The 19,193-nt window shown below is 60.1% G+C and carries 16 protein-coding genes and 1 pseudogene; 14 read left to right on the plus strand and 3 right to left on the minus strand.

The genetic code is table 11. The features are described from left to right. Positions 1–235 precede the first annotated feature (235 nt). The gene (locus IEQ42_RS06035; protein WP_042557219.1) at positions 236–1,246 is read left to right on the plus strand and encodes a class 1 fructose-bisphosphatase; all 1,011 of its coding nucleotides are present in this window, start codon (positions 236–238) and stop codon (positions 1,244–1,246) included. Positions 1,247–1,249: 3 nt separating this feature from the next. After that, the gene (locus IEQ42_RS06040; RefSeq protein WP_210702891.1) at positions 1,250–1,852 is read left to right on the plus strand and encodes a DUF924 family protein; all 603 of its coding nucleotides are present in this window, start codon (positions 1,250–1,252) and stop codon (positions 1,850–1,852) included. Between the two features lie 183 nt (positions 1,853–2,035). Here IEQ42_RS06040 and IEQ42_RS27625 read toward each other — a convergent pair whose 3' ends face one another. Then, positions 2,036–2,800, minus strand: a complete 765-nt coding sequence (locus tag IEQ42_RS27625) for a methyl-accepting chemotaxis protein (protein WP_390896384.1) — start codon at positions 2,798–2,800, stop codon at positions 2,036–2,038. Positions 2,801–2,893: 93 nt separating this feature from the next. Continuing rightward, positions 2,894–3,928: pseudogene (locus IEQ42_RS27630) on the minus strand (cache domain-containing sensor histidine kinase); the annotation flags it as partial. A gap of 281 nt (positions 3,929–4,209) precedes the next feature. Here IEQ42_RS27630 and IEQ42_RS06050 point away from each other — a divergent pair. Beyond that, positions 4,210–4,464, plus strand: a complete 255-nt coding sequence (locus tag IEQ42_RS06050; protein WP_042557222.1) for a lipoprotein — start codon at positions 4,210–4,212, stop codon at positions 4,462–4,464. A 30-nt stretch (positions 4,465–4,494) separates the two neighbouring features. After that, a complete protein-coding gene (locus tag IEQ42_RS06055) occupies positions 4,495–5,064 on the plus strand; it encodes a lipocalin family protein (protein ID WP_210702893.1) in 570 nt (189 codons plus the stop codon). A 120-nt stretch (positions 5,065–5,184) separates the two neighbouring features. Here the strand turns inward: IEQ42_RS06055 and IEQ42_RS06060 are convergent, their stop codons facing one another. Then, entirely contained in the window at positions 5,185–6,549 is a 1,365-nt protein-coding gene (locus IEQ42_RS06060; RefSeq protein WP_210702894.1) for a formimidoylglutamate deiminase, read from the minus strand. 145 nt (positions 6,550–6,694) lie between these two features. Between IEQ42_RS06060 and hutC the strand changes: the two genes are divergently transcribed. From hutC to hutI, 10 genes are all read left to right on the plus strand, one after another. Further along, on the plus strand, positions 6,695–7,405 hold the full coding sequence (hutC, locus tag IEQ42_RS06065; protein ID WP_192886501.1) for a histidine utilization repressor: 711 nt from the start codon (positions 6,695–6,697) through the stop codon (positions 7,403–7,405). A 9-nt stretch (positions 7,406–7,414) separates the two neighbouring features. After that, positions 7,415–7,984, plus strand: a complete 570-nt coding sequence (locus IEQ42_RS06070; RefSeq protein WP_210702895.1) for a HutD/Ves family protein — start codon at positions 7,415–7,417, stop codon at positions 7,982–7,984. A 436-nt stretch (positions 7,985–8,420) separates the two neighbouring features. Beyond that, entirely contained in the window at positions 8,421–10,109 is a 1,689-nt protein-coding gene (hutU, locus tag IEQ42_RS06075) for a urocanate hydratase (RefSeq protein WP_210702896.1), read from the plus strand. Between the two features lie 70 nt (positions 10,110–10,179). Next, entirely contained in the window at positions 10,180–11,652 is a 1,473-nt protein-coding gene (locus tag IEQ42_RS06080; RefSeq protein WP_210702897.1) for a purine-cytosine permease family protein, read from the plus strand. A 70-nt stretch (positions 11,653–11,722) separates the two neighbouring features. Further along, positions 11,723–12,691 carry an ABC transporter substrate-binding protein gene (locus IEQ42_RS06085; RefSeq protein WP_210702898.1) on the plus strand — a complete coding sequence of 323 codons (969 nt, stop codon included), beginning with the start codon at positions 11,723–11,725 and terminating at the stop codon, positions 12,689–12,691. An 83-nt stretch (positions 12,692–12,774) separates the two neighbouring features. Next, positions 12,775–13,626: an ABC transporter permease gene (locus tag IEQ42_RS06090; RefSeq protein WP_042557230.1), complete on the plus strand. Its 852-nt coding sequence runs from the start codon at positions 12,775–12,777 to the stop codon at positions 13,624–13,626. After that, complete coding sequence (locus tag IEQ42_RS06095) at positions 13,623–14,453, plus strand: quaternary amine ABC transporter ATP-binding protein (RefSeq protein ID WP_210702899.1); 831 nt, start codon at positions 13,623–13,625, stop codon at positions 14,451–14,453. The genes IEQ42_RS06090 and IEQ42_RS06095 overlap by 4 nt, the downstream gene beginning before the upstream one ends. Positions 14,454–14,706: 253 nt before the next feature. Continuing rightward, positions 14,707–16,230: a histidine ammonia-lyase gene (gene hutH / locus IEQ42_RS06100; RefSeq protein ID WP_210702900.1), complete on the plus strand. Its 1,524-nt coding sequence runs from the start codon at positions 14,707–14,709 to the stop codon at positions 16,228–16,230. Positions 16,231–16,347: 117 nt separating this feature from the next. Further along, on the plus strand, positions 16,348–17,880 hold the full coding sequence (gene hutH, locus IEQ42_RS06105) for a histidine ammonia-lyase (RefSeq protein ID WP_210702901.1): 1,533 nt from the start codon (positions 16,348–16,350) through the stop codon (positions 17,878–17,880). 102 nt (positions 17,881–17,982) lie between these two features. Further along, positions 17,983–19,188 carry an imidazolonepropionase gene (gene hutI, locus IEQ42_RS06110; RefSeq protein WP_210702902.1) on the plus strand — a complete coding sequence of 402 codons (1,206 nt, stop codon included), beginning with the start codon at positions 17,983–17,985 and terminating at the stop codon, positions 19,186–19,188. Positions 19,189–19,193 lie beyond the last annotated feature (5 nt).

The raw sequence follows: 19,193 nt of genomic DNA on the forward strand, positions 1-19,193 counted from the left end.
CTCGCGAAAGCTTGCGATAAGTCGACAAAAATGCTCAACCGGCCGCCATACGAGCACCACCACCCATCCCATTTCCAACTACGCTAAACCCGCTACCTGAACTCTCTGCACCCATTCACGTCTGATACAGGCAATTGCGCCCCGACGCACGTTACCGGGCGTCTTCGCTCGCTACGTTTTCAGACTCCCTGTAAACTGCGCGGGTTTTTAGCCCCCCATTCCACCGGAGCCGTCCATGTCCCGCGTTACCCTGAGTCGCTATTTGATTGAGCAGACCCGTAGCAACAACACTCCTGCCGATCTGCGTTTCCTGATCGAAGTGGTGGCGCGCGCCTGTAAAGAAATCAGCCACGCCGTGTCCAAAGGCGCCCTGGGTGGTGTTCTGGGCAGCATGGGCACTGAAAACGTGCAAGGCGAAGTGCAGAAGAAGCTCGACGTGATCTCCAACGAGATCCTGCTCGAAGCCAACGAATGGGGCGGTCACCTGGCCGGCATGGCGTCCGAAGAAATGGACAATGCCTACCAGATCCCGGGCAAATACCCGAAAGGCGCGTACCTGTTGGTATTCGACCCGTTGGACGGTTCGTCGAACATCGACATCAACGCGCCGGTCGGCACGATCTTCTCGGTGCTGCGTTGCCCGAACGAATACCTGACCCAGAACGAGCCGCTGAACGAAAAGGCTTTCCTGCAGCCAGGCACTCAGCAGGTTGCTGCCGGCTACGCGATCTATGGCCCGCAGACCATGCTGGTGCTGACCTTGGGCCACGGCGTCAAAGGCTTCACCCTGGACCGCGAAATGGGCAGCTTCGTGCTGACCCACGAAGACATCACCATTCCTGAATCGACCCAGGAATTCGCCATCAACATGTCCAACCAGCGTCACTGGGAAGCTCCGGTACAACGTTATGTTGGCGAGTTGCTGGCCGGCGAAGAAGGTCCGCTGAAAAAGAACTACAACATGCGTTGGGTCGCGGCGATGGTTGCCGACGTGCATCGCATCCTGACCCGTGGCGGTCTGTTCATGTACCCACGCGACAGCCGCGAGCCATCCAAGCCTGGCAAACTGCGTCTGATGTACGAAGCCAACCCGATGTCGTTCCTCGTGGAACAGGCGGGCGGCGCGTCCACCGACGGTCACCAGCGCATCCTCGACATTCAGCCGGACGGGCTGCACCAGCGTGTAGCGGTGTTCCTGGGCTCGAAAGAAGAAGTCGCACGCGCTACGGCTTACCACAAGGAATAAACCATGAACGCGCCCTGGCAGCCGTTGCTCGATTGGTGGTTCGGAAATGCCGAATCACCGAATGAGATATCGGCTGACAAGGGCAAGTTGTGGTTCGGTAAGCGTGACAGCCAAGACCTCGAAGCGCAGACGCGTTTCGGGGTCTTTGTCGATCAGGCCCTGGCTGGCGAATTGACCGAGTGGACGCAACGTCCCGAAGGTTGGCTGGCGGTGGTGCTGCTGCTCGATCAACTGCCGCGAATGATCTTTCGCGACTCGCCCAAAGCGTTCTCCGGTGATTTGCGTGCGCAGAAGCTCGTCGCGCAAGGCATTGCTGCGGATTTTGATCGGCAGTTAAAGCCCATTCAGCGAGTGTTCATTTATCTGGTGTTCGAACACTGCGAAAACCTCGCGGTGCAGAACGAGGCGGTTTCCAGATTCATCGAACTGGTGGCTGAACAGCCGGAAGCGGAGCGGGCAGTGTTTGCCGACAATCTGGATTATGCCGAGCGGCATCAGAAGGTGATTGCGCGGTTTGGAAGGTTTCCGCATCGCAATGCGGTGTTGGGGCGGGAGTCTACGGCTGAGGAACTCGAGTTTCTTTCGGGGCCTGGGTCGCGGTTCTAGAAGCTTACCCTCACCCTAACCCTCTCCCGGAGGGAGAGGGGACTGACCGAGTAGCCTGGCATTACGACATCGACCTGAAAGAATCCAGTCGAACTCAGGTTTGAACAGCATGAAAATCGGCTCCCTTTCCCCCTCGCCCCCCTGGGGGAGAGGGCTGGGGTGAGGGGGTAAAGCCCTTGATCTTCAGATCCTGAAGCTACCCACCAACTGCTTCAACCGCGCCGCCTGCTGCTCCAGATCCGAGCAAGCCCGCAACGTCGCCTGCAAGTTCTCCACACCTTCCTGATTCAGTGTGTTGATCTCGTTGATATCAACGTTGATCGACTCAACCACAGCAGTCTGCTCTTCAGTCGCCGTTGCGACCGACTGGTTCATCCCGTCGATCTCGCCGATTCGCTGGGTCACGCTGCCCAGGCGTTCTCCGGCCTGGTTGGCGATGCCGACGCTGCTTTCGCTCTCGCGCTGGCTCTCGGTCATGATGCTGACCGCCTGACGCGCGCCGACTTGCAGTTCTTCGATCATCTTCTGCACTTGCTGCGCGGAATCCTGAGTACGGTGCGCGAGGTTACGCACTTCGTCAGCGACCACGGCGAAACCACGACCGGCTTCACCGGCACGCGCCGCTTCGATCGCGGCGTTCAGTGCCAGCAGGTTGGTTTGCTGGGAGATGCTGGTGATCACTTCCAGAATCTGGCCGATGTTCACGGTGTTGCTGTTCAGGGTTTCGATGTTGCCGCACGAATCGCTGATCTTCGCCGAGAGCTGTTGCATCGCGTGGATGGTTCTATCCACCACCTGCTGACCGTCGACCGCCAGACTGCGCGCTTCGCTGGAATGCTGCGAGGCGAGGGCGGCGTTTTGGGCGATCTCCTGCGCCGCAGCGCCGAGTTGGTTGATCGCTGCGGCCACACTGTTGGTGCGAGTCGCCTGTTGATCGGAGTTGTACATCGACGAGTTCGAGGCTGCGACCACGCGCAGGGCGACTTCGTTGACCTGGCCGGTTGCCGAGGACACTTCGCGGATCGAGGTATGGATACGCTCCACGAAACGGTTGAACGATGTGCCCAGCGCGCCGAATTCGTCGTTGCCGTGGATGACCAGACGTTTGGTCAGGTCGCCTTCTCCTTCGGCGATATCGTGCATGGCGCGGCCCATGGTCAGCAGCGGTTGCATCAGCACGCGGATCAGCATGCCGAGCAGGAAGATGATGATCACCACGGCAATGACCATGGCGATCAGCGCCGAGGTGCGGAATTCGCTGAGCATCGAGAATGCGGTGTCTTTGTCCAGGACCAGCGCCACGTACCAGTCGGCCGACGGTACGCCGTTGACGCGGGTGAAGGAGACCAGCTGGGTCTTGCCGTTGAATTCGACTTCTTTCAGGCCCGGGCTGACTTTCGGTGCGCCGTTGGGGTAAGCCTCGGCCAGGGTCTTGAGCACCAGTTTGCTGTCCGGATGAATCAGGATTTTGCCATCGGCACTGACGATGAACGCGTGGCCGTGGCCGCCGAAGTTCAGCGAGTTGATGATCGCGCTGACGCTGGTCAGGTCGATGTCGGCACCGGCCACGCCGAGCATCTGGCCCTGGCGCTGCACCGGGGTGGCAACGGTGATCACCAGTTTGCCCGACGAGGCGGCAATGTACGGTTCGGTGACGATGGTCTGCTGTGCGCTGTTGGCTGCTTTGTACCAGCCACGGGCGCGCGGATCGTAATCCGGCGCGCGGTTGCCTGCGGGCACGGAGAACATCACGCCGTCAGTACCGCCGAAGTAGCTGAGCTGGAAATTGCCGGTGTAGGCGGGCAAGTCGATGATGCGTTTCAGGCTGGCGGGGGCGTTGCCGTCAACCGCGACCTGTTGGGACAGCGACTGCAGCAGTTGAATGCGGCTTTCCAGCCAGGTCTGGATGTTGCTGGTGGTCAGGCTGCCGAGTTCCTGCATGGTCGACTCGGTGCTGCTGCTCAGCGCTTCGCGTTGTCGATAGTCGTTGAAGAAAATGAAACAGGCGAACGCAACGGCCACCACGAGGGCGGCAGCCAACAAGATTTTGTGGCTGAATTTCATGTTTCTGGTCATCGAATGAACTACCGCGAAGGGGCTGGTCAAGAAAGGGCGGCAATTTGCCACACTATCGGGCTTTGCGCTGCCATTTATTTCGACCGCCGTGCGCCAAAGATTAGGCGGCTTTGCTTAAATGCGACGAAATGCTCAATAGCCCTGGAAAGTGACTGATTTAAAGGTAAAAGTCAGACGGGCGGGCTAATAAATAGCCTTTTGTGTACGGAACCAGATGACGGTTTTCTCTTCTAAGCTTCTGGTTGGCACCCTGCCATCCCCCTCGTTCCAGGAGTTACACAATGTCGCTGCGATCTATCGCCCTTCTGTCGTTTTGCGTGCTCTTGGCCGCATGCAGCAAGGTCAATCAGGAAAACTACGCGAAGCTCTCGGCTGGCATGGCCAAGGCTGAAGTGGAGACCCTGCTCGGCAAACCGACTGACTGCTCGGGCGCGCTCGGCATGTCCAGTTGCACCTGGGGCGACAAGAACAGCTTTATCAGCGTGCAATACGCCGGTGACAAAGTGCTGATGTTTTCCGGCCAAGGCCTGAAGTAAACCGGGGCTTCGCGCCCACGGAGAAGAAAAATGAAGCGGTTATTATTTGTCCTTTTTGCCGGCCTGGTACTGGCCGGCTGCGCCACTTCCGGCGTGGATTCGTTGGCGCCGAAAACCGTCGACGGCGTCAACCTCAAGCGTTATCAGGGGACCTGGTACGAGCTGGCGCGCTTGCCGATGTACTTCCAGCGCAATTGCGCGCAATCCGAAGCCCGCTACACCCTCAAGTCTGACGGCAACGTTGCGGTGCTCAATCGCTGCCTGACCCCGGACTGGCAGTGGGAAGAAGCCAGGGGCACGGCTTATCCACAGGTGCCGGGCAAGACCGACAAGTTGTGGGTCGAATTCGATAACTGGTTCTCGCGACTGATTCCGGGTGTGGCGAAGGGCGAATACTGGGTGCTGTACGTCAGCGATGACTACAAGACCGCCATCGTCGGCGACCCGAGTCGCAAGTACCTGTGGCTGCTGTCGCGCACGCCGACCGTCAACGGTGTGGTGCGCGAAGAACTGTTGAGCAAGGCCCGCCAGCAGGGTTACGACACGACGCGGTTGATCTGGCGCGCGTCGGATCGGCAGATGGCCAAGACCTCAAACTAAACACCACCACAAATCAAATGTGGGAACGAGCCTGCTCGCGAAGAGGGCGTGTCAGTTAACGAAAATGTTGCTGATACACCGCTTTCGCGAGCAGGCTCGCTCCCACATTTTTGTTTCGTGTCAGCCGAGGAGGTCGCGCAGGACCTGGATGAAGGCACGCGCACTGTCCTCTTCGCCGGCATGCCGGCCATCACGCACAACCCACTGGCCATTGACCAGCACATCACGCACCTGACGATCACCGCCAGCAAACAACCAGCGATTCAAAATCCCGTCCCCACTCGCCGTCGCCAGATACGGATCGTTGCCATCGAGCACAATCCAGTCAGCGCGCTTGCCGACTTCCAGCGCACCAATCGGCTGCCCCAATGCCTGAGCGCCGCCGTCCAGCGCCGCGTCGTACAACGTGCGTCCGACCATCGGCTGATCCGCGCCATACAAACGGTTACGCCGCTGATCACGCAAACGCTGGCCGTATTCCAGCCAACGCAATTCCTCGACCACGCTCAGCGACACATGGCTGTCAGAGCCGATACCCATGCGCCCGCCCTGAGCCATGAAATCCACTGCCGGGAAAATCCCGTCGCCCAGGTTGGCTTCGGTGGTCAGGCACAGGCCGGCGATGGCGCGACTCTTGGCCATCAGCGTGACTTCTTCCGGGTTGGCGTGAGTGGCGTGGACCAGGCACCAGCGCTGATCGACTTCAGTGTTTTCATACAGCCATTGCAGCGGGCGGCGACCGCTCCAGCTCAGGCAGTCGTCGACTTCCTTCTGTTGTTCGGCGATGTGAATGTGCACCGGGCATTGCTTGTCACTGGCCGCCAGGACTTCGCTGATCTGCTGCGGGGTCACCGCGCGCAACGAGTGGAAACACAGACCCAGTGATTGCGCCTTTTGCTGCGCCAACAAGGGCTGCAAACGCGATTGCAGATTCAGGTAGTTTTCGGTGCTGTTGATAAATCGGCGCTGGCCGTCGTTTGGCGTCTGGCCGCCGAAACCGGCGTGGCTGTAGAGCACCGGTAGCAGGGTCAAGCCGATGCCGCTTTCGCTGGCAGCCTGACTGATGCGCAACGCCAGTTCCGCCGGATCGGCATAAGGCTGACCATTGCTGTCATGGTGAACATAGTGAAACTCAGCGACCGAGGTGTAACCGGCCTTGAGCATTTCGATGTACAGCTGACGGGCGATCACGCCGAGCTGATCCGGGCTGATTTTTCCGACGAGGCGATACATCAGGTCGCGCCAGGTCCAGAAACTGTCATTGGGATTGCCGGCAACTTCCGCCAGGCCGGCCATCGCTCGCTGAAAAGCGTGGGAGTGTAGGTTGGGCATTCCCGGCAGCAACGGACCGCTCAACCGTTCGGCGCCATCTGCGGTGGAATCGGCCTGGATTTGGGTCAGCAGGCCATCGGCGCTGACCTCAAGACGTACATTATTGGCCCATCCGTTAGGCAGCAGCGCGCGTTCGGCAAAGAAGGCGGACATGGTTCAGCACCCCATCGTGTGTTATTTGTATATACATATACAGACGTTTGCCTGCCCGGTAAACTCCGGCAAGCTAGCAACCTCTACCGACGAACAAGGATCCACCGTGCCGACTCCGCCTCCAGTTTCCCCGTTGGCCGCGAACATGGGCGATAGTCCGGCGCCCTTGTACGCTCGCGTCAAACAGATGATCACCCAGCAGATCGACAGCGGTAACTGGCCGCCGCACTACCGCGTGCCGTCCGAGAGCGAACTGGTCAATCAGCTCGGTTTCAGCCGCATGACCATCAATCGCGCGCTGCGCGAGATGACCGCCGACGGCCTGCTGGTGCGTATGCAAGGCGTCGGCACCTTCGTCGCCGAGCCGAAGAGCCAGTCCGCGCTGTTTGAAGTGCATAACATCGCCGATGAAATCGCCTCCCGCGGTCATCGCCACACCTGCCAGGTCATCACCCTCGAAGAAGAGGCTGCCGGTTCCGAGCGCGCACTGGCGCTGGACATGCGCGAAGGGCAAAAGGTATTTCACTCGCTGATCGTGCATTACGAGAACGATATTGCGGTGCAAATCGAAGACCGTTTCGTCAACGCGCTGGTCGCCCCGGAATACCTCAAGCAGGACTTCACCCTGCAAACGCCATACGCCTATCTGAACCAGGTTGCGCCGCTGACTGAGGGCGAGCATGTGGTCGAAGCAATCCTGGCCGAAGCGTCCGAGTGCAAATTGCTGCAGATCGAAAAAGGCGAGCCATGCCTGCTGATCCGCCGTCGCACGTGGTCGGGCCGTCAGCCGGTGACCGCTGCGCGCCTGATTCACCCCGGTTCCCGTCATCGTCTGGAAGGTCGGTTCCATAAATAGAGAGCATAAATGAGTTCACTGAAAGTCCTACGTGCCGAAGGCTATCCGCGCATGCCGTGGAAAAACGGCGGCGGCAGCACTGAAGAAATCACCCGTGACGCTGGCGCTGGCCTCGACGGTTTCGGCTGGCGTCTGTCGATTGCCGACATCGCCGAGTCCGGCGGTTTTTCGAGCTTTGCCGGTTACCAGCGGGTGATTACCGTGTTGCAGGGTGACGGTATGACCCTGTGCGTCGACGGCGACGATACTCCGCCACTGTTACCGCTCGACCCCTTTGCCTTTAGCGGCGAGAGCCAGGTTTCCTGCACCTTGCTCGGTGGGGCGATTCGCGACTTCAACCTGATCTATGCGCCGCAGCGTTACAGCGCGCGGTTGCAGTGGCTGGATGGCGAGCAACGGTTTTTCAGTTCGGCGGGGACGTTGCTGGTGTTCAGTGTCAGTGAGTTGCTTGAAGTTGTGGTCGGTGAGAAGACTGCACAACTTGGCCGTCATGATTGCCTGCAATTGGACGGTAACAACGGGCTGGCTGAAGTCGCCTTGAATGCCTCGTGCTGCGTGATCGAACTGACTGCGCGCTGATTCAAATAACCTCAAAAGATCGCAGCCTTCGGCAGCTCCTACAGTGGGATTGATGTACACCCTGTAGGAGCTGCCGAAGGCTGCGATCTTTTGCTTTTGGGGTGTTCCCAACCACGCACCAACTTGTTACCGAACGCCCCAGCGTGGCGCAAAACCCCACTTACGTAACATCCCTCGATCTCGCCAAACCATTCTCTCGAAAAATTTCATCATCGCCAGAACCCTTGATTCAGGCGATCTCCAGCCGTGTCAGCGATTTTTCTTGAACACCCCGTCACCAAGTTGGCCGCTTGATTGCATATGCTTGTATGTACAAGTAAAGACGTATGCGTATGAGTCCGCAGCGTCCACTGATTCGCTTGTCGCGCATTGATGCGCACAGGCTGCTTGCCCACTGCCAGGGTTGGTTTGAATTGATCGCTGAGGAGTCTTTTTCGTGACTGACAATACCCAGAAACCTACAAAGCACCGTGACGTCGAAATCCGTGCCGCCCGCGGCAACAAGCTGACCGCCAAGAGCTGGCTGACCGAAGCGCCGTTGCGCATGCTGATGAACAACCTCGACCCGGAAGTCGCCGAGAACCCGAAAGAGCTGGTGGTTTATGGCGGCATCGGTCGCGCCGCGCGTAACTGGGAGTGCTACGACAAGATCGTCGAGAGCCTGACCAACCTGAATGACGACGAGACCCTGCTGGTGCAATCCGGCAAGCCGGTCGGCGTGTTCAAGACCCACAGCAACGCCCCGCGCGTCCTGATCGCCAACTCCAACCTCGTACCGCACTGGGCGAGCTGGGAACACTTCAACGAACTCGACGCCAAAGGCCTGGCCATGTACGGCCAGATGACTGCCGGCAGCTGGATCTACATCGGCAGCCAGGGCATCGTTCAAGGCACCTACGAAACCTTCGTTGAGGCCGGTCGTCAGCACTACAACGACAACCTCACCGGCAAGTGGGTCCTGACCGCCGGTCTGGGCGGCATGGGTGGCGCTCAGCCTCTGGCCGCGACCCTGGCCGGCGCCTGCTCGCTGAACATCGAATGCCAGCAGGTCAGCATCGATTTCCGCCTGAAAAGCCGTTACGTCGACGAGCAAGCTACTGACCTCGACGACGCGCTGGCGCGCATCGCCAAATACACCAAAGAAGGCAAAGCGATCTCCATCGCCCTGCTGGGCAACGCGGCGGAAATCCTGCCGGAACTGGTCAAGCGCGGCGTGCGCCCGGACATGGTCACCGACCAGACCAGCGCCCACGATCCACTCAACGGCTACCTGCCGGCCGGCTGGACCTGGGACGAATACCGCGCCCGTGCCAAGACCGAACCGGCCGCTGTGATCAAAGCGGCCAAGCAGTCGATGGCCGTGCACGTCAGAGCGATGCTGGAATTCCAGAAGCAAGGCATTCCGACCTTCGACTACGGCAACAACATCCGTCAGATGGCGCAGGAAGAAGGCGTCGAGAACGCGTTCGACTTCCCGGGTTTCGTGCCGGCTTACATCCGTCCGCTGTTCTGCCGTGGCATCGGCCCGTTCCGCTGGGCGGCGCTGTCGGGTGATCCGCAAGACATCTACAAAACCGACGCCAAGGTCAAAGAGCTGATCCCGGACGACGCCCACCTGCACAACTGGCTGGACATGGCCCGCGAGCGCATCAGCTTCCAGGGTCTGCCGGCACGTATCTGCTGGGTTGGCCTGGGCCTGCGCGCCAAGCTCGGTCTGGCCTTCAACGAAATGGTTCGCAGCGGTGAATTGTCCGCACCGATCGTGATCGGTCGCGACCACCTCGACTCCGGCTCGGTCGCCAGCCCGAACCGCGAAACCGAATCGATGCAGGACGGTTCCGACGCTGTGTCCGACTGGCCATTGCTCAACGCTCTGCTCAACACCGCGAGCGGCGCGACCTGGGTTTCCCTGCACCACGGCGGCGGCGTCGGCATGGGTTTCTCGCAGCACTCGGGCATGGTGATTGTCTGCGACGGCACCGACGAAGCGGCCGAGCGAATCGCCCGCGTGCTGCATAACGACCCGGCCACCGGTGTCATGCGTCACGCCGACGCCGGTTACCAGATCGCCATCGACTGCGCGAAGGAACAGGGCCTGAACCTGCCGATGATTACCGGTAAATAAACGCAAAACCCTGTAGGAGCAGCATGCGGCAGCTCCTACAGGGAATCTAACAATCCACAGAGGTTGAATCATGGCTGTTGACACCGATCGTGCAGGCAACAAACCGTTGATCGAAAGGCGTTCGATCGACTACATCCCGGAAGTGGAAAGACACGGTCGTCTGTTCAGCCAGTTCACCCTGTGGATGGGTGCCAATCTGCAGATCACCGCGATTGTCACCGGGGCCCTGGCCGTGGTGCTGGGCGGTGATGTGTTCTGGTCGTTGATCGGTCTGCTGATCGGGCAACTGCTCGGCGGTGGCGTCATGGCGCTGCATGCTGCGCAAGGACTCAAACTGGGCTTGCCGCAAATGATCTCCAGCCGCGTGCAGTTCGGTGTGTATGGCGCGGCTATCCCGATCGTGCTGGTGTGTTTGATGTACCTGGGTTTTACCGCCACCGGAACCGTGCTTTCCGGTCAGGCGCTGGGCCAGTTGTTTGGTGTCAGCGACAGCGCCGGCATCCTGATTTTCGCCAGTGTCATCGTGTTGGTCACGGTGCTCGGTTATCGAGTGATCCACTGGATTGGCCGTGTCGCCAGCGTCATCGGCGTGATCGCTTTTGTTTTTCTGTTCTGGCGTCTGATGAATCAGACCGACGTCGGCGCACTCCTGCAAATCCGCCACTTCAGCTGGAGCAGTTTCCTGCTGGCGGTGTCGCTCGCCGCCTCCTGGCAGATCGCTTTCGGCCCGTACGTGGCTGACTATTCGCGCTACCTGCCGAGCAGCACTTCCTCGGTGAAAACCTTCTTCGCCGCGGGCGCCGGCTCGGTGATTGGCGCCCAAGCGGCGATGATCCTCGGCGTGTTCGCAGCAGCTTCGGCCAACGGTCAATTCGCCGGCCATGAAGTGGCTTACATCGTAGGTCTGGGCGGTACCGGTGCCACCGCTGCGCTACTGTACTTCAGCATCGCCTTCGGCAAAGTGACCATTTCCACGCTGAACTCCTACGGCAGCTTCATGTGCATCGCGACCATCATCAGCGGTTTCCGTGGTCACCTGAAGGTGTCCCGCCTGCAGCGTCTTGTGTTCGTGCTGTTCATCGTCGGTGCGGCAACCCTGATCGCATTGCTCGGTCAGCATTCGTTTCTCGGGGCGTTCAAGTCTTTCATCCTGTTCCTGCTCGCCTTCTTCACGCCATGGAGCGCGATCAACCTGGTGGACTACTACTGCATCACCCGTGAGCGCTATGACGTGCCGGCGCTGGCCGATCCGAATGGTCGCTATGGTCGCTGGAACATCCTCGGTATCAGCGTTTATGTGTTCGGCGTGCTGGTGCAGCTGCCGTTTATCTCCACCAAGTTCTACACAGGTCCCTTGGTGGCGACGCTGGGTGATGTGGATATCTCCTGGATCATCGGTCTGGTGGTGCCCGCCGCCGTGTATTACGTCTGTGCGAAAAAATGGCACAGCGCCGTACCTGATCACCTGATTCTGCCGACCGAGCGGGACAGCGATGCACAACCTGAAAAAAGCGGGGCCAACCGTATTGCGGCGCAGGCCTGATTGGACGTGGACAGGGCTGGATGCCTCTTGACTGCCGTAAGCCCAATTCATGATTAGGAGCGTCACGACAATGAAATCGAACAAGACCCTGCTGACCACTTTGCTTTCCATGGGCCTGCTCGCCAGTGCCGGTGCCACCCAGGCCGCCGGTTGGTGCGAGTCAGGCAAACCGGTGAAGTTCGCCGGCCTGAACTGGGAAAGCGGCATGCTGCTGACCGACGTCATGCAAGTGGTGCTGGAGAAAGGCTACGACTGCAAGACCGACAGCCTGCCGGGCAACTCCATCACCATGGAAAACGCCCTGAGCAGCAACGACATCCAAGTGTTTGCCGAAGAGTGGGTCGGCCGCAGCGAAGTCTGGAACAAGGCCGAGAAGGCCGGCAAGGTCGTCGGTGTCGGCGCACCTGTCGTGGGCGCTATCGAAGGCTGGTACGTGCCGCGTTATGTGATCGAAGGCGACGCCAAGCGCAAGCTTGAACCGAAAGCGCCAGACCTGAAAAACATTGCTGATCTGGCCAAGTATTCCGCCGTGTTCAAAGACGCTGAGGAGCCGGCCAAGGGCCGCTTCTACAACTGCCCGGCCGGCTGGACCTGCGAGCTGGACAACAGCGAAATGCTCAAAAGCTACGGCCTGGAAAACAGCTACACCAACTTCCGCCCAGGCACCGGCCCGGCGCTGGATGCAGCGGTGCTGTCGAGCTACAAACGTGGCGAGCCGATTCTCTTCTACTACTGGTCGCCAACCCCGCTGATGGGTCAGGTCGATCTGGTCAAACTGGAAGAAAAACCGGGCGTCGACAAGACCGTGACGATCAAGGTCGGCCTGTCCAGGACTTTCCACGAGCAGGCCCCGGAGCTGGTGGCCGTGCTGGAAAAGGTCAACCTGCCGATCGATCTGCTGAACCAGAATCTGGGACGCATGGCGAAGGAACGTATCGAGTCGCCAAAACTGGCGAAAATCTTCCTCAAGGAACATCCTGAAGTCTGGCACGCGTGGGTCAGTGAAGACGCCGCCAAGAAAATCGACGCGGCGCTGTAGGTCGATACCTCCCGGCCAACCGTGAGGCAGGCCGGGAGATATGCCGTCATCGCTTGATTGAGATTTCTGATTGAGAGCCGCTTATGTTTCCCGAAAGCTTTACCTTTTCCATCGCCGACTGGGTCAACGGTTGGGTCGATTCGCTGGTCACCAACTATGGTGATGTGTTCCGCCAGATCTCGGACACCCTGCTGTGGGCCATCGTCAATCTCGAAGGCCTGCTGCGTGCAGCGCCTTGGTGGCTGATGCTGGCGATCGTCGGTGTCGTCGCCTGGCATGCAACGCGCAAAGTCGTGACCACGGCAGTAATCGTCGGTCTTTTGTTCCTCGTAGGCGCTGTCGGTCTGTGGGACAAACTCATGCAGACGCTGGCGCTGATGATGGTGGCGACGATCATATCGGTGCTGATCGGCATTCCGCTGGGGATTCTCTCGGCGCGCAGCAATCGCCTGCGTTCGGTACTGATGCCGCTGCTCGACATCATGCAGACCATGCCGAGTTTCGTGTACCTGATTCCGGTGCTGATGCTGTTCGGTCTGGGCAAGGTCCCGGCGATTTTCGCCACCGTGATCTACGCCGCGCCACCGTTGATTCGCCTGACCGATCTGGGCATCCGCCAGGTCGACGGCGAAGTCATGGAAGCGATCAATGCGTTCGGCGCCAACCGCTGGCAGCAACTGTTTGGCGTGCAACTGCCGCTGGCCCTGCCGAGCATCATGGCCGGGATCAACCAGACCACCATGATGGCCCTGTCGATGGTGGTGATCGCCTCGATGATCGGCGCCCGTGGCCTGGGTGAAGACGTGCTGGTGGGGATTCAGACCCTCAACGTCGGGCGCGGGCTTGAGGCCGGTCTGGCGATCGTGATTCTCGCAGTGGTCATCGACCGCATTACTCAGGCATACGGTCGGCCACGGCATGAGGTGAGCAAATGAGCAACGCAACCGTGAGCAAGATCGAAGTCAAAAACGTCTTCAAGTTTTTCGGCAACCGCGCCAAGGACGCCTTGGCCATGGTGGGCCAGGGCAAGACCAAGGATCAGGTGCTGAACGAAACCGGCTGCGTGGTCGGAGTCAACGACCTGTCGCTGAGCATCGGCACCGGCGAGATTTTCGTGATCATGGGCCTGTCCGGCTCCGGCAAATCGACGCTGGTGCGCCACTTCAATCGCCTGATCGACCCGACCAGTGGCGCGATCCTGGTGGACGGCGTGGACATCCTGCAATACGACATGGAAGCCCTGCGCGAATTTCGCCGGCACAAGATCAGCATGGTCTTCCAGAGCTTCGGCCTGTTGCCGCACAAGAGCGTGCTCGACAACGTCGCCTACGGCCTGAAAGTGCGCGGCGAGAGCAAGCAACTGTGCGCCGAGCGGGCGCAGCACTGGATCAACACCGTGGGCCTCAAAGGCTACGAAAACAAATACCCGCATCAGCTCTCCGGCGGCATGCGTCAGCGTGTGGGCCTGGCCCGCGCCTTGGCGGCGGACACCGACATCATCCTGATGGACGAAGCGTTCAGCGCGCTGGATCCGCTGATCCGCGCCGAGATGCAGGACCAGTTGCTGGAACTGCAAAAGACCCTGCACAAGACCATCGTCTTCATCACCCACGACCTCGACGAGGCGGTACGTATCGGCAATCGCATTGCGATCCTCAAGGACGGCAAGCTGATTCAGGTTGGTACGCCGCGAGAGATCCTGCATTCGCCGGCGGATGAATATGTTGACCGGTTCGTGCAGCGGCGGGCTGCGGTGGTCTGATCTGGGTTTTGCAGTGCAATTACTGGCCTCATCGCTGGCAAGCCAGCTCCCACAGGGAATGTGTGAACCCTGAGGACTCTATAGGGGCTGGCAGACCCAGGTCTTACAAAGATTGTGTGAACACTGGGGGCTCTGTGGGGGCTGGCAGGCCCAGTTCCTACAGAGATTGTGTGAACACTGGAGATCCTGTGGGAGCTGGCTTGCCAGCGATAGGGCCAGTGAAGCTGCATCAATATTACGGTTGAGGTTAAAGATGTCCCAGGCTGAAAAAGTCGTGATCACTGGCGCCCACCTGCGCTGGCAAGACGTAGTCGCCGTCGCCCGTCACGGCGCGCCGCTCGAACTGTCGAGCGACACGTGGGCGCGCATTGAAAACGCGCAAGGCATCGTCCAGCGCATTGTTGCCAGCGGCGAGCGCGCTTATGGCGTCAACACCGGCCTGGGCGGGCTCTCCAACGTCTCGCTGAAAGACGAACAGCTCAGCCAGTTGTCACGCAACACTTTGCTCAGCCATGCCTGCGGCGTCGGCCCGGTGCTGGCTGACGAACAAACCCGCGCGATCATCTGTGCCGCGATCCACAACTACAGCCACGGCAAATCCGGCATCCATCGCCAGGTGGTCGAAGCGCTGCTGGCGTTGCTCAATCGCGGCATCACGCCGCAGGTGCCGTCGCAAGGCTCGGTGGGTTATCTGACCCACATGGCGCACATCGGCATCGCGCTGCTGGGCGTCGGTAACGTCAGCTATCGCGGGCAAATCACCTCTGCTCAACAAGCGCTGGCCGAAGAGGGCCTGCAACCGGTGCAACTCGGCGCGAAGGACGGTTTGTGTCTGGTCAACGGCACGCCGTGCATGACTGGCCTCAGCTGCCTGGCCATCGCCGACGCCACGCGTCTGCTGCAATGGGCCGACGTGATCGGCGCCATGAGTTTCGAAGCGCAGCGCGGGCAGATCGCCGCGTTCGATGCCGAGATCATTGCGCTGAAACCGCATCCGGGGATGCAGCAGGTTGGCGTCAATCTGCGTGCATTGCTCGACGGCAGTGAAGTGATCGCATCGAGCAAAGGCATTCGCACTCAGGACGCGCTGAGCATCCGTTCGATTCCGCAGGTGCACGGCGCCGCGCGCGATCAACTGGAGCATGCGATCAAACAGATCGAAAGTGAACTCAATGGCTGCACCGATAACCCGCTGCTGCTGGGCACACCGGACGAATTCCGCGTCATGTCGCAAGCCAACCCGCACGGTCAGTCGGTGGCAATGGCGGCAGATCTGCTGGCGATTGCCATGGCGGAAATCGGCTCGATTGCCGAGCGTCGTCTCGATCGCCTGGTGAATCCTCACGTCAGCGGTCTGCCGGCATTTCTGGTGGCCAATCCGGGGGTTAACTCCGGGATGATGATCGTGCAATACGTCGCCGCGTCGCTGTGTGCGGAAAACCGCCAATTGGCACAACCGGCGGTGCTCGACAACTACATCACTTCAGGTTTGCAGGAAGACCACTTGAGCATGGGCACCAACGCCGCGCTCAAACTGCATCGCGCCCTGGAAAACTGCACGCAGATCCTCGCCATCGAATATCTGCTGGCAGCGCAGGCGTTTGAATTCCTCAAGGAACAACGTTTCGGCGCGGGCACCGATGTTGCGTGGCGACTGCTGCGCGAAAAGGTCCCGGCTTATGATCAGGATCGCTGGCTGGCGCCGGATATCGCCGCCGCCGCGAGTGTTCTGAAAGACTCGAATTTGCTGCACCGCGTATTACCGAATCTGCACTGAAAATCTATCTACGCCAGCGTGCCAAGGCGCGGCTCCCCAAAAGGGCAGACGCGACGGACAACGGACATCTCCGGAGCGTCTGGCGAGTTAACAATAAACTCTCAAAAGGAGCACAAAATGACTGCGCTGAACCTGATTCCCGGCCAACTGAGCCTGGCCCAACTGCGTGACGTGTATCAGAACCCGATCAAGCTGACCCTCGACGACAGCGCCTCGCAACAGATTGAAGCCAGCGTCGCCTGCGTCGAGCAGATCCTCGCCGAAAATCGTACCGCCTACGGCATCAATACCGGTTTCGGCCTGCTGGCCTCGACCCGCATCGCCAGCGAAGACCTGGAAAACCTCCAGCGCTCGCTGGTGTTGTCCCACGCTGCCGGCGTCGGCGCGCCGATCAGCGATGCGCTGGTGCGGTTGGTAATGGTGCTCAAGGTCAACAGCCTCAGCCGTGGTTTTTCCGGCATCCGTCGCGTTGTGATCGATGCGCTCATTGCACTGATCAATGCCGAGGTCTATCCGCACATTCCGTTGAAAGGTTCGGTCGGTGCTTCCGGCGACCTGGCTCCTTTGGCGCACATGTCGCTGGTGCTGCTTGGCGAAGGCAAGGCGCGTTACAAGGGCGAGTGGATGGAAGCGACCGAAGCGCTGAAAGTCGCCGGCCTGACGCCGCTGACGCTGGCGGCGAAGGAAGGTCTGGCGTTGCTCAACGGTACTCAGGTTTCTACTGCTTTTGCGTTGCGTGGTCTGTTTGAAGGTGAGGATTTGTTTGCGGGCGCCATCGCGCTGGGCGGTCTGACGGTTGAAGCGGTGCTCGGTTCGCGCTCGCCGTTCGATGCGCGCATCCACGCGGCTCGCGGGCAGAAAGGCCAGATCGATGCGGCCGCTGCTTACCGCGATTTGCTGGGTGAGCGCAGCGAAGTTTCCGACTCGCACCAGAACTGCGACAAGGTCCAGGATCCGTACTCCCTGCGCTGCCAGCCGCAAGTCATGGGCGCCTGCCTGACCCAGTTCCGCCAGGCTGCTGAAGTGCTGGCGATTGAAGCCAACGCCGTCTCCGATAATCCGCTGGTGTTTGCCGCTGAAGGCGATGTGATTTCCGGCGGTAACTTCCACGCCGAACCCGTGGCCATGGCCGCTGACAACATGGCGCTGGCGATCGCTGAAATCGGCTCACTGAGCGAACGCCGCATCTCGCTGATGATGGACAAGCACATGTCGCAACTGCCGCCGTTTCTCGTGGCCAATGGCGGAGTGAACTCTGGTTTCATGATCGCTCAGGTGACGGCGGCCGCACTGGCCAGTGAGAACAAGGCGTTGTCCCACCCGCATTCGGTGGACAGCCTGCCAACTTCAGCCAACCAGGAAGACCACGTTTCAATGGCTCCAGCGGCCGGCAAGCGTCTGTGGGAAATGGCCGAGAACACTCGCGGGATTCTCGCCGTGGAATGGTTGGCGGCGGTGCAGGGGCTGGATTTGCGCAATGGCCTGAAGACCTCGGCGAAGCTGGAACAGGCTCGGGCCATTCTGCGCAAGGAAGTGCCGTTTTACGAGAAAGACCGCTTCTTTGCGCCGGACATCAATGCGGCGACTGAGCTGCTGGCTTCGCGGTGTTTGAACGAGCTGGTGCCGGCGAAATTGCTGCCTAGCCTTTGATGACCTCTTCGCGAGCAGGCTCGCTCCCACAGTCGGAATGCGTACCCCTGTGGGAGCGAGCCTGCTCGCGAAATCGATTTTGAATACTGTGGAGACTAAGGGATGAAAACCCTCTGGCAACACTGCCACGTCGCAACCATGGCGCAGGGCGTCTACTCGATCATCGAGGATGCCGCCATCGTGACGTCCGGTGCGCTCATCGAGTGGATCGGCCCGCGTAATCAATTGCCCTCTGGAGACTACCCGGCGGTCAATGATCTGCAAGGTGCGTGGGTCACGCCCGGCCTGATCGATTGCCACACCCACACCGTGTTCGGTGGCAATCGCAGCGGCGAGTTCGAGAAACGTCTGCAAGGCGTCAGCTACGCCGAGATCGCAGCGGCCGGTGGCGGCATCGCCAGCACCGTGCGCGCCACGCGTGAAGCGTCGGAAGATGAGCTGTTCGCCAGCGCCGCCAAACGCCTGAAAAGCCTGATGCGCGACGGCGTGACCACGGTAGAGATGAAGTCCGGCTATGGTCTCGATCTGGCCAACGAACGCAAGATCCTGCGGGTCATCCGTCGTCTGGCAAAAGAGCTGCCGATCAGCGTGCGCAGCACCTGCCTGGCCGCTCACGCGTTGCCGCCGGAGTACAAGGATCGCGCCGACGATTACATCGATCACATTTGCACCGACATGCTGCCTGCGCTGGCCGCCGAAGGTCTGGTCGATGCGGTGGACGCGTTCTGCGAATACCTGGCGTTCTCGCCGGAGCAGGTCGAGCGCGTTTTCATCGCCGCGCAAACACTCGGTCTGCCGGTGAAGTTGCACGCCGAGCAATTGTCGTCGCTGCACGGCTCCAGCCTCGCCGCGCGTTATAAGGCGTTGTCCGCCGATCACCTGGAGTTCATGGACGAAGCCGATGCCATCGCCATGGCCGCGTCCGACACCGTCGCGGTGCTGCTGCCGGGCGCGTTCTACTTCCTGCGCGAAACCCAGTTGCCGCCGATGGACGCCTTGCGCAAACACAAGGTGAAAATCGCCATCGCCAGCGACCTCAATCCGGGCACCTCGCCTGCGTTGTCGCTGCGTTTGATGTTGAACATGGCCTGCACCTGTTTCCGCATGACCCCGGAAGAGGCTTTGGCTGGTGCGACTATTCATGCCGCGCAAGCGCTGGGCATGGCCGCCACCCACGGCTCGCTGGAAGTTGGCAAGGTCGCGGATTTCGTCGCCTGGCAGATCGATCGCCCGGCGGATCTGGCGTATTGGCTCGGTGGCGATCTGGACAAACGCGTCGTGCGTCACGGCGTTGAATCAAGTCTGTAGGAGAG

It is taken from the genome of Pseudomonas iridis (assembly GCF_017980685.1).
Classification (GTDB): Bacteria; Pseudomonadota; Gammaproteobacteria; order Pseudomonadales; family Pseudomonadaceae; genus Aquipseudomonas; species Aquipseudomonas iridis.

What these genes read in the sequence shown, in the direction of transcription:
- IEQ42_RS06070 (WP_210702895.1), top strand. Translation starts at nt 7,415, where the DNA reads ATGAGTTCACTGAAAGTCCTACGTGCCGAAGGCTATCCGCGCATGCCG.
- hutC (WP_192886501.1), top strand. Translation starts at nt 6,695, where the DNA reads ATGGGCGATAGTCCGGCGCCCTTGTACGCTCGCGTCAAACAGATGATC.
- IEQ42_RS06055 (WP_210702893.1), top strand. Translation starts at nt 4,495, where the DNA reads ATGAAGCGGTTATTATTTGTCCTTTTTGCCGGCCTGGTACTGGCCGGC.
- IEQ42_RS06080 (WP_210702897.1), top strand. Translation starts at nt 10,180, where the DNA reads ATGGCTGTTGACACCGATCGTGCAGGCAACAAACCGTTGATCGAAAGG.
- IEQ42_RS06090 (WP_042557230.1), top strand. Translation starts at nt 12,775, where the DNA reads ATGTTTCCCGAAAGCTTTACCTTTTCCATCGCCGACTGGGTCAACGGT.
- IEQ42_RS06040 (WP_210702891.1), top strand. Translation starts at nt 1,250, where the DNA reads ATGAACGCGCCCTGGCAGCCGTTGCTCGATTGGTGGTTCGGAAATGCC.
- IEQ42_RS06035 (WP_042557219.1), top strand. Translation starts at nt 236, where the DNA reads ATGTCCCGCGTTACCCTGAGTCGCTATTTGATTGAGCAGACCCGTAGC.
- hutI (WP_210702902.1), top strand. Translation starts at nt 17,983, where the DNA reads ATGAAAACCCTCTGGCAACACTGCCACGTCGCAACCATGGCGCAGGGC.
- IEQ42_RS06060 (WP_210702894.1), bottom strand. Translation starts at nt 6,549, where the DNA reads ATGTCCGCCTTCTTTGCCGAACGCGCGCTGCTGCCTAACGGATGGGCC.
- hutH (WP_210702901.1), top strand. Translation starts at nt 16,348, where the DNA reads ATGACTGCGCTGAACCTGATTCCCGGCCAACTGAGCCTGGCCCAACTG.
- IEQ42_RS27625 (WP_390896384.1), bottom strand. Translation starts at nt 2,800, where the DNA reads ATGTACAACTCCGATCAACAGGCGACTCGCACCAACAGTGTGGCCGCA.
- IEQ42_RS06085 (WP_210702898.1), top strand. Translation starts at nt 11,723, where the DNA reads ATGAAATCGAACAAGACCCTGCTGACCACTTTGCTTTCCATGGGCCTG.
- hutH (WP_210702900.1), top strand. Translation starts at nt 14,707, where the DNA reads ATGTCCCAGGCTGAAAAAGTCGTGATCACTGGCGCCCACCTGCGCTGG.
- IEQ42_RS06050 (WP_042557222.1), top strand. Translation starts at nt 4,210, where the DNA reads ATGTCGCTGCGATCTATCGCCCTTCTGTCGTTTTGCGTGCTCTTGGCC.
- IEQ42_RS06095 (WP_210702899.1), top strand. Translation starts at nt 13,623, where the DNA reads ATGAGCAACGCAACCGTGAGCAAGATCGAAGTCAAAAACGTCTTCAAG.